Raw genomic sequence first — 9,732 nt, 5'->3', positions numbered from 1 at the left:
TAAGTCAATGGAACCATCGCTCGCTCCGGCAGCCGATACATCCTGGTGGGAAGAAAGTACGCGTAAAAAGTCGTTCTTGCGGCCTACTTGCACGGTGGTCCAGCCAGTGCAGCCGGTGGCATCCGTCACCAGCACGGAGTAGGTGCCCGGGGAAGCTAAGCCTAAATCCTGGGTAGCAGCGCCGGCGTTCCAGCGGTAGGTGTAAGGCGCGGTACCGCCACTTACGCTTAAGTCAATCATACCTGCCCCGTTGAAAGCACCCCACATGCCGTACCACGGTTCCGCTTGCGTGACTTTTGTGGTTAAAGCTAAAGAACAGTTAGCAGGAGGGGAAATATTCTCGGTTAAGTTAAAGCGGGTAATAACAGGTAAGTGATCGGAAGTAGTATTGGCATAGTTATTAATATAATTAAAAGGAATTATTAACGCCGCTGAACCCGGTAAATAGTTATCGAAGAGTTCATCGCTAATGGTGACGTGGTCGATTACGTTATCCTGGGTAATAAACGACCGGAGGCCGGCTTCGCTTAAAGCAGCTGTTACCACTTTGTAGTTTTCTGCTGTAACAAAAGGGCTGTAAGTAGTAAGGCCGCCCCCGATAGATTCATCCACATCATCGTTATAATCGCCCAGCAGCAAAATATTATCGTTGGGGTAGTATAAATCTAAAGTGTCTTTTAAAGCCTGCACATCAAATCTTCTTCTGCGTAAATCTTCGGCAGCGGAGCCTGACTTGGCGTGAATATTAATTAACCGTATTCTTTGGGTTTTGCCTTGTACCTGGGCATCTACCGTAATCATATAAGGTAAGCGCCCACTGGACCAGAAAGAAGCCGGATCGCCGGAAGGATAATTGTTAAGTGGCGTACTGTAGCCCAAACGGGCTGAGTCGTATAGGGCTTCGAAAAGCACCCGCTGGTCCAGGAGCGTAATTACTTCGGGTTTATACAAAAAGCATATTTTCTGTTCCGGAAAAGTAGGGTCCGGCGCCTCAAACGAATAAGAGAAGCGGTCGGAGCAAACCCGCTCATAGCCCAGCGTAGCAGCCAGTTGCTGTAGTAAGTTTTCATCGGTAATTTCCTGTACGGCAATAATATCTGCATCTACGCTATCTAATAAACGAACCGCGTTTTGCAATTGCAACTGTGCATTATTTGTACCAAAGCCGGGCACGGTAGAACCAAAAAACTCCATATTCCAGGTCATGACATCGAGGGTCGTGCTTAAGGGAATATTATTGCTTGCTGGGGTATAAGGCGTGGCCCCTGGTAAATCGGCGGCGAAGCGAGGCAATAATTGTAGCGTACCCCGGAAACTGCCCAAAACCCCGGTAATGCTTCCGGCTGCATCCGGAATCTCCCGGCCTACCAAACTGGCTACATCGCCGTCAATTCTTAATTCTAACGTACCCGTGCCATCGGTAAGTGCGTAATTACTCTCGGGAAAAAGTAAGCCCTTAATATTGGTGAAAGCAGCGTTAGGTACGGTAACCAGTTGGCCTTCCAGGGCATTGGAAATATTACCAATATTAATTTTTAAAGGACTTATAATATTGGTGGCAATGCCTAAGTCTTTTACCTGACTAACATCTATTAATTGCACTTGCTGGTTAAAAGCTCCCATAACGGCGGCTACCTCAATAGAATCGCCAATGGCAAAATTATTGGCACCGTGTACCTGGGTATCAAAAACGGGTATTCCACCCGTGCTGTCTTGCAGGTAAGCCGGGCCGCCCAGTTCTCCTACTACAGTAAGCGTACCCCTTACTATTACCGGAGTACTTGCCGGTAAGGCGCGGGCCTGGGCAATGGTAACCAATTGCGGCTCCGGCTCTGGTTCCGGATTAGTAGTGCCGGTACCAAATTGCTGACCAATATTTATGGCGCCTAAAGTGCTGGTGACGGGTCCGGTCCAGGTAAAATCAGTATAAATAAAGCCGGTGCCGGTTAGCTGCAAAGATTGACCTGCGGGCGTTGAACTAAGTTCTTCTACGCCAATATCCGTGCTGGTCAGGCCAGCTGCTGGTCCGTTTGCCGCGGTAAAGCTGCCTTCGTAACTTAAAAACTGAATAACTTCGCCAGCCGCATTTACCAGGGCTATTCCGTCCGGCGCACCGTTTTGCAGGCCATTTACCGGATAACTAATATTTACAAAACCAAAGCCATTATTTGCATCCGGAATGCTGCCCGTTAGGGCTTGCGTGTGGTAAACCGTACCGTTGCCGCCATTATATAATATTAAATTCCAGCCGGTAAGGTCGGTACCGGCCCGGCCGGCTAATTCAATGGCTTCGTTAATATCGGTGCCGGCATTATCGTAGTGGATTTCGTTGATGTAAACAATATTTTGCGCCGGCAAAAATACCTGGTTGTTGTTTACAGCGTTGTAAGTGGCCGTAGCCGCTGCCGTCCAGGCAAATTCAGCATAATTAGCGCCCATGCCGGTTAACTGCAAAGAAAAGCCGGCGGGCGTGTCGCCATCTTCTTCCACGCCAATAGCGGTGCTAGCTGTACCGGCCGCCGGACCGTTGGTAGCGGTAAAGGTGCCCTCGTAACTCAGAAATTGTTGTACTTCTCCGGCGGTATTAATTAAAGCAATGCCATCGGGCGCACCATTTTGTAAACCCGCAACCGGAAAGAAAATTGTTCCGAAACCATACTGCTGATTGGGAATAATGCCGGATAAAGCCAGAGGGCTGTAAGCCGTACCGTTGCTGCCGTTGTACGGAACTAATTGCCAGCCACTCAGGTTAGTGCCGGCCAAACCGGCTATTTCTACACCTTCGCCGGTATCGGTGCCGGTATTATCGTAATGCATTTCGTTAATAAATATTTGCTGCCCCGTTGCGGAATTAACCAGGCAGAAGCATAATACGAGAAGACAATACGCCTTAACAGTAAGTAATATTTTTTGCATACAAATATGATTTAGATAAGAAAATATTAGACTACTAACTCTAACGAAAAATTGGCGATCAAGTCCTGTTAATTTTTTGTTAAATATTGCTGCCATGGATGTGCGGCTTAGCTGCCAGCTTCAAAAAAATAATCCAGCTTTTTTTAATTGAGTAGCGGGGTTAAATAATTTATAGTTAACACTCTTCTTGAAAGCAGTATGGTAAGATTAAGGCGCAGGAGAATATTTGTGGATAAAACTTTTGTAGAGGTGCTTTAATTAAAGGTAAATAATAATATATTTAGGTTAATAAAAGCAGAATAAACGGGCGTTTAAAACAGAGATTTTATTAGTAAACTGGTGCATATACCGGTAAGTAAATAGCTTATTCATAGGTAAATAGCTTGCGGTAAATTAATTTATATTCCGGTTAGCAAATAGGCTTTCAGCGCGTAGTTTGGCAGTTAATTATTTTGCTGGCAGCTCTGGCTTTTATGATTTTTATTGGGTCGAAAATTAGCTAAATTTTAATAATACCAGGTAGATGGAGGCAGATTTGACGGTTGAAGGAATTTATGAATTTCGAAATGCTTTTTTGCACGTGCTAATAGATGAGCCGGCTAAACTAATGTGTTCGGAGTGGTTAAGAAAACCAACCAGCAAGGAATACCGCGAGGCCACCTATATTTTTATTAATTACCTCCGCCAAAACCAACTTCATTTCTGGATTCAGGATACTACCAATTTAGGAGGCGTAACAGCCGAAGACCTGAAATGGGTAGCAGAAGTACTTGTGCCGGTGGCAAATACTTCGGGATTGCTAAAAGTTGCGCGTATTACCGAATTAGATAAAAATTTGCATTCGTTTAAAAACCTGACCAACCCCGATTTATTTAAACAAACCCAGGTAGAGGTGCAGCAATTTAGTACCTACCGCGAAGCCGTAACCTGGATAGAAGAACAAACCTGGTAATATTTTACCGGCATTATTTTAGAAAATATTCCTGCTGATTAGCCACCCTGTTCGGAAATATTCCGGGTAATTGCTCACTTACAACATAATATTTCACTCCAAAGCCATTCTGTTTTACTTAAACCAACCTGGTTTAAACAACCTGAAAACATAAACCCGAAAGTTCTCCGGTTGCTTTAAAGACTTAGCTAAATTTATTTTTCTGATGCTGTTACTTTTCCGGAAAGGCTGAGTTAACCTGCAAAGGCGTAATAATTAATTCCTAAAATGTGCTCAATAATAGCTGGGAGTTTTTTCTGGTGTTTTGTTCCTCCTGTTTTTAGATTGATTTTTTTACTCAGGCTTTTTGGTTAATAAATTAACAACCTTTAAAAAGGATATGCATCAATCCTGTTGGCTCACGCTGTTATTATTTTTTCTGTTTTTTTCGGCCCAAAGTAGCCCGCTAGATTCCTCAACGGTGAAAAAAAAATATTTTACCAAACCAGTAGTTGGTTCTATTACCCTCGATGGAAAAATTACCGAAGAAGCCTGGGAAGCCGTAGCGTGGGGCGGCGATTTTGTCCAATATCAGCCCAACGACGGCAAAGCTCCTTCGCAGCTTACCGATTTTAAAATATTATACGACGATAAATTCTTGTTTGTAGCGTTCCGCTGCCACGATGTTGCACCGGATTCTATTGTAAAACGATTGGGTCGCCGGGACGAATTTCCGGGCGATTTTGTAGAAATAAATATTGACAGCTACCACGACCTGCGCACCGCTTTTTCCTTTACCACATCGGTCTCCGGGGTACGCGGCGATGAACTGATTTCGAATAACGGGAATAATTGGGATGCGAGTTGGAATCCGATTTGGTTTGCCAAAACCTATATAAACGACGATGGATGGACGGCCGAAATTAAAATTCCGCTGAGCCAGTTGCGTTATGGCAACGAACCCGAAAAAGTCTGGGGCATTCAGGTGCAACGGCGTTTATTCCGGAAAGAAGAGCGCTCGACGTGGCAACATATTCCGCAAAACGCGGGCGTGTGGGTTAGTGCTTTTGGCGAACTCCACGGTTTAAAAAATATTCCGCTGCACCGGCAAGTAGAAATTGCACCTTACGTTACGGCCCAGATTGATAAATATAAAAAAGAGCCCGGTAATCCGTTTGCTAAAGGATCGGATAGTAAGGTAACCGGCGGGGTAGATGGTAAGTTTGCCATTACCAACGACCTGATTCTGGATTTTACCGTTAACCCGGATTTCGGCCAGGTAGAAGCCGACCCATCGCAGGTCCGGATAGATGGTTTTCAGAATTTTTTTGAAGAACGCCGGCCTTTTTTTATCGAGAGCCGCAATATTTTTGATTACCGCCTGACCGGTTCCGAAGCTGGCGGCGATTACGACAGTGACTTGTTATTTTATTCCCGCCGCATTGGCAGTTCGCCGCACAAGCAACCTAATTTAGCCGATGGCGAATATTTATCAGCACCGCTAAATACTTCTATTCTGGGTGCCGCTAAATTTAGCGGTAAAACTCGCAAGGGCTGGAGCATTGGTATTCTGGAGAGCATTACCCAGCGCGAAATGGCCACCATCGACCAAAAGGAGTTAAGACGAAAAGAACTGGTAGAACCCCTCACCAGCTATTTTGTGGGCCGCATCCAAAAAGATATTAAGGCCGGCAACACCATACTGGGCGGCATTATTACCAGCGTAAACCGGGAGAAAGGTTTAACCAGTATGTTGCACCGGAATGCTTTTTCAGGTGGGCTCGATTTTCTGCATTATTGGCGTAACCGCACCTGGTATATTCGGGGTAATGTGGTGGGCAGCCATGTGCAGGGTACTAAAGAAGCTATTCTGCAGACCCAAACCGCCTTTGAGCATCTTTTTCAACGGCCCAATGCCAGCGAAGTAGCAGTAGATAGCAACCGCACATCGCTTACCGGCTTTGGCGGAACTTTCCGGTTTGGTAAAATTGGCGGTAAGTCGGGTAGGCTGGGAGAGGTGTTTAAGTTTGAAACCGGGCTTACTTTTAGGTCGCCGGAGCTGGAACTGAACGATATTGGTTTTATGCTTACGGCCAACGAAATCAACCATTTTACCTGGGCTGGTTTTCATTTTCAAAAACCATTTTCAATCTTCCGGAATGCCCGCATTAATTACAATCATTGGTCCCGGTGGGATTACAGCGGCCAGTTTTTGTACCAGGCTTTTAATACTAATTCCCACGCTACTTTCACTAATTATTGGCAGGCCGGCACGGGTTTAACCTGGAATGTTTTTGATGTTTCGAATAATGCTTTAAGAGGTGCCGGGGCTATCCGGCGACCGGCTGGTTTGGGCCATAATGTTTACGTGGTAAGCGATACCCGGAAAAAAGTTTTTGCGCAGTTATTTATTTATAATTTCTGGGGTGCTGAGAAATCCGTCAGAAATTTTGAATACGGCTATATGGTGGTGGCCCAACCGCTGAATGCCCTGCGCATTAGCCTCGAAGGAAGTCATAGTTACTATTGGCGCCGTCAAGACCAATTTGTGAGCAGTATAACGCAGGCTAATAACACCAAAACCATTGTGGGCGAAGTAAAGCAAAAAACCTTGCGATTTACCGGCCGCCTGAGCTACAATATTACACCCGATTTAACCCTGCAATATTATGGTCAGCCTTTTATTACCCGGCCACTTTACAACAACTATGGCTACGTTTCTAATCCGCTAGCTAAACAATACGCCGACCGATTTACTGCATTTTCCCAAAACCAAATCAGCTATGTAAATAACGAATACCACGTAGACGAAAACGGCGATGGCTCTGCTGATTTTAGTTTTAATCGGCCGGATTTTAATTTTGTGCAGTTTCGGTCTAATTTTATTTTGCGCTGGGAATATAAAGCCGGTTCAGAATTATACCTGGTTTGGTCGCAGGGCAATACCGCCGATGCGCTTGCGGAGCTAAATACCCCCATCGGCCAGAGTTTATGGGAAAATGCTTTCGCAAACCAATCGCGTAACAGTTACTTAGTAAAATGGACTTACCGGTTTTTGAAGTAATTAATTTTTACTATTGGCTTACCTCAATTTAAAACTTACCAGACTTAATTATTATTCCTTCCACTGAACATTTAGTTAGAAGAATTTAATAGCTTTATTTACATTTAAATAACTAATGTTTCGCAAATTCTTAGAAAGAGCAGTTTAAGTAATCCACCTCTGTCATTCAGGAGGAACCTATTTAGCAGGCAGCCAAAAAGTTTCCACCTGAATGACACAAGAGAATTACTTAGGCCGAAAAAATATTTATACCATTATAAAACAGGACCTGCGCTTAAGTATACACATTTGGTCATCCTGAGCTTGTCGAAGGATCTATTAAAGCATAATTCTATTACAGCTTAATAAAATAGATTTAGATGTTTCGACAAGCTCAACATGACTCTGGTAATTTAAGCGCACAAACCACTTAATATTGGTATTACAAGAAAATTGCGCGTAGCATCAGTAATTTAATCTACCCAAAAATTCTAATTTATTTAGGTTTAAGCTATGAATCTGATATTTTACCTGATTGTTGCTTTAGGTTTAGCGGTGATAAACCTATTTTCTTTCAATGCTGAGAATAAGCGCCTCTTAGCTAATCATAAAACAGAAAAGGTAAATCGGCCAACCGAAATTAAAGCGCTTTCGCGCATTGCCATTGCCGGGATAGCCATAGAATCCAGTACCTTTTCCCCGGCGCTCACCCAGGAAGAAGCTTTCCATGCCAAATACGAAAAAGATGTTTTTACGTCTTACCCATTTTTTGGTGCCGATTCGGTGTTGCGGAAAAAGGCGCAATGGCTGCCAACTTTAATTGGTAAATCTTTGCCGGGCGGCGCCGTTACCCGCGAAGCTTACGAATCGTTGGTAAAACAAACCTTAGATCGGCTCGAAAAAAATAAACCTTACGACGGCCTGTTTCTGGATATTCACGGGGCCATGAGTGTGGTGGGATTGGACGATCCCGAAGGTGATTTTATAACCCGCATCCGGAAAGTAATTGGTAAAAAAACGCTTATCTCTACGTCCATGGATTTACACGGCAACGTATCGTGGCGATTGGCCCAACACACCGATTTAATTACCTGTTACCGGATGGCGCCCCACGAAGATGCCATGCAAACCAAAAGACGCGCTGTTACTAACCTGTTGGCCCGCCTGGAGAGTGGCAAAGGAAAACCGGCCTTTAAAGCCTATGTGCCAATTCCTGTTTTATTGCCCGGCGAAAAAACCAGTACCCGCTTAGAACCCGCCAAAAGTATTTACCAGGCCGTAGCACCCGCCGCCGCCCAAACAGGAATAATTGATGCAGCCATTTGGGTAGGCTATGCCTGGGCCGACGAACCACGCAACCACGCGGTAGTCATGGTTACCGGCGATGATAAAGCAAAAGTAACTCAAACCGCCGAGCAACTGGCTGGCAGCTTCTGGAAAGCGCGCCACAATTTTGCTTTTGTAGCGCCTACCGGTTCTTTAAAAGAAAGTTTAGATAAAGCTTTGGCTATCCAAAAACATCCGTACTTTATCAGCGATTCCGGCGATAACCCCACCGCCGGCGGTGCCGGAGATGTTACCTGGACCTTAAAAGAAATATTGGCCCGGCCGGAGTTTAAAACCCAAAATGGCCCATCGTTGATTTATGCTTCTATTCCGGGGCCCGAATTGGTAGAAAGTGCTGTTAAAGTGGGCGTAGGCGGGAAGGTAGACGCTTATGCCGGGGCCAAAGTAGATGCCCGTTACGCACCGCCCGTCCGGTTAGTAGGTACAGTAAAATCTATAGAACACGGCGACCGAAATGCCGAAACCGAAGTAGTGGTGCAGGTAGGGAGTGTAAACGTGATAGTAACAAAAAAACGGAAGCCTTACCACAAAGAAGGCGACTTTACCCGCTTGGGCCTCAACCCACGCAAGACCAATATTGTGGTGGTAAAAATCGGATATTTGGAGCCGGAATTGTATGCCATGCGCGCCGATTGGATTCTGGCCTTAACACCCGGCGGCGTAGACCAAAACCTGGAGCGATTGCCGTACCGCCGCATTAAACGACCTATGTATCCGCTGGACAAAAACATGAAAGACCCGGATCTTACCGCTAAAATTGTTCCGTCTTCCGAAACTATTTAGAAATTGGTTTCGGGTTAGCCGTTAATGCCGGGAGCAGTAGGTTCTATAGAATCTATTGCTCCCGGCATTAACGGCTAATAAAGTTTATACAATAAGGTTAAATCCGGTAATATTGCTTTTGTAATCGAAGCACAAATTATTCCCACCACTTTCATTATTTCGCCGAATGGCCACCTAGTAGCCCGCCAAAATGGTATAGCTGATTATGACAATCAGGAGTTTTGGGAAATTTTGCAGCAATTGGCTAAAGCAACTAAAAGGGAAACCGCACCTGAAACGCCGTTGCAATAGCAAATACTGATAACTGGTAGTAAAATTTAGTTGTTTCAGCCAGGCCAGCGCTTTCATGCCTACGCGAAATATTCTTTAATCCCGACGAAATTTTGCTTTTGATTAAGCCGGAAAAATATTTTATCTGGTATGCTGCCCATATAATAATAGACCTAAATCTAGAAAAATATCTATTGCTTCTATAGAATCCTAAAACTTCTTCGACCATCCATTTTAATGCTATTAATCTATTAGCCTACACAAATAAAATCTGGTTTGCATTACTAATGCTATTTGCAAATAGGCGGCTTAAAAAAAAATTATAATTAAATCAGTACAATTATAATTCATTTTCATTTAATATGATAATTGTAAGATAATGTTAAAATAATAAAATATTAATAATTTAAATTATTTATTTTTAAGGGTAATATTTTAATGT

Annotated in this window: 4 protein-coding genes; 3 read left to right on the top strand and 1 reads right to left on the bottom strand. The window is 44.2% G+C overall.

What is annotated here, in order from left to right:
* A partial coding sequence (locus tag F0145_RS14495; RefSeq protein ID WP_223816069.1) for a DUF5689 domain-containing protein occupies positions 1-2,817 on the bottom strand: 2,817 nt, incomplete at its 3' end.
* Positions 2,818-3,439: 622 nt separating this feature from the next.
* Between F0145_RS14495 and F0145_RS14490 the strand changes: the two genes are divergently transcribed.
* The 3 genes from F0145_RS14490 (at position 3,440) to F0145_RS14480 (ending at position 9,020) form a co-directional block, all read left to right on the top strand.
* Entirely contained in the window at positions 3,440-3,868 is a 429-nt protein-coding gene (locus tag F0145_RS14490) for a hypothetical protein (protein WP_150089131.1), read from the top strand.
* A gap of 379 nt (positions 3,869-4,247) precedes the next feature.
* Positions 4,248-6,911 (top strand): DUF5916 domain-containing protein, encoded by a 2,664-nt coding sequence (locus F0145_RS14485; RefSeq protein ID WP_150089130.1) that lies wholly within the window; start codon positions 4,248-4,250, stop codon positions 6,909-6,911.
* A 492-nt stretch (positions 6,912-7,403) separates the two neighbouring features.
* Entirely contained in the window at positions 7,404-9,020 is a 1,617-nt protein-coding gene (locus tag F0145_RS14480) for a M81 family metallopeptidase (RefSeq protein ID WP_150089129.1), read from the top strand.
* Positions 9,021-9,732 lie beyond the last annotated feature (712 nt).

Source organism: Adhaeribacter rhizoryzae (assembly GCF_008629685.1).
In the GTDB taxonomy this organism is placed as follows: domain Bacteria; phylum Bacteroidota; class Bacteroidia; order Cytophagales; family Hymenobacteraceae; genus Adhaeribacter; species Adhaeribacter rhizoryzae.
This window is presented reverse-complemented; position numbering and strand designations above follow the sequence as displayed.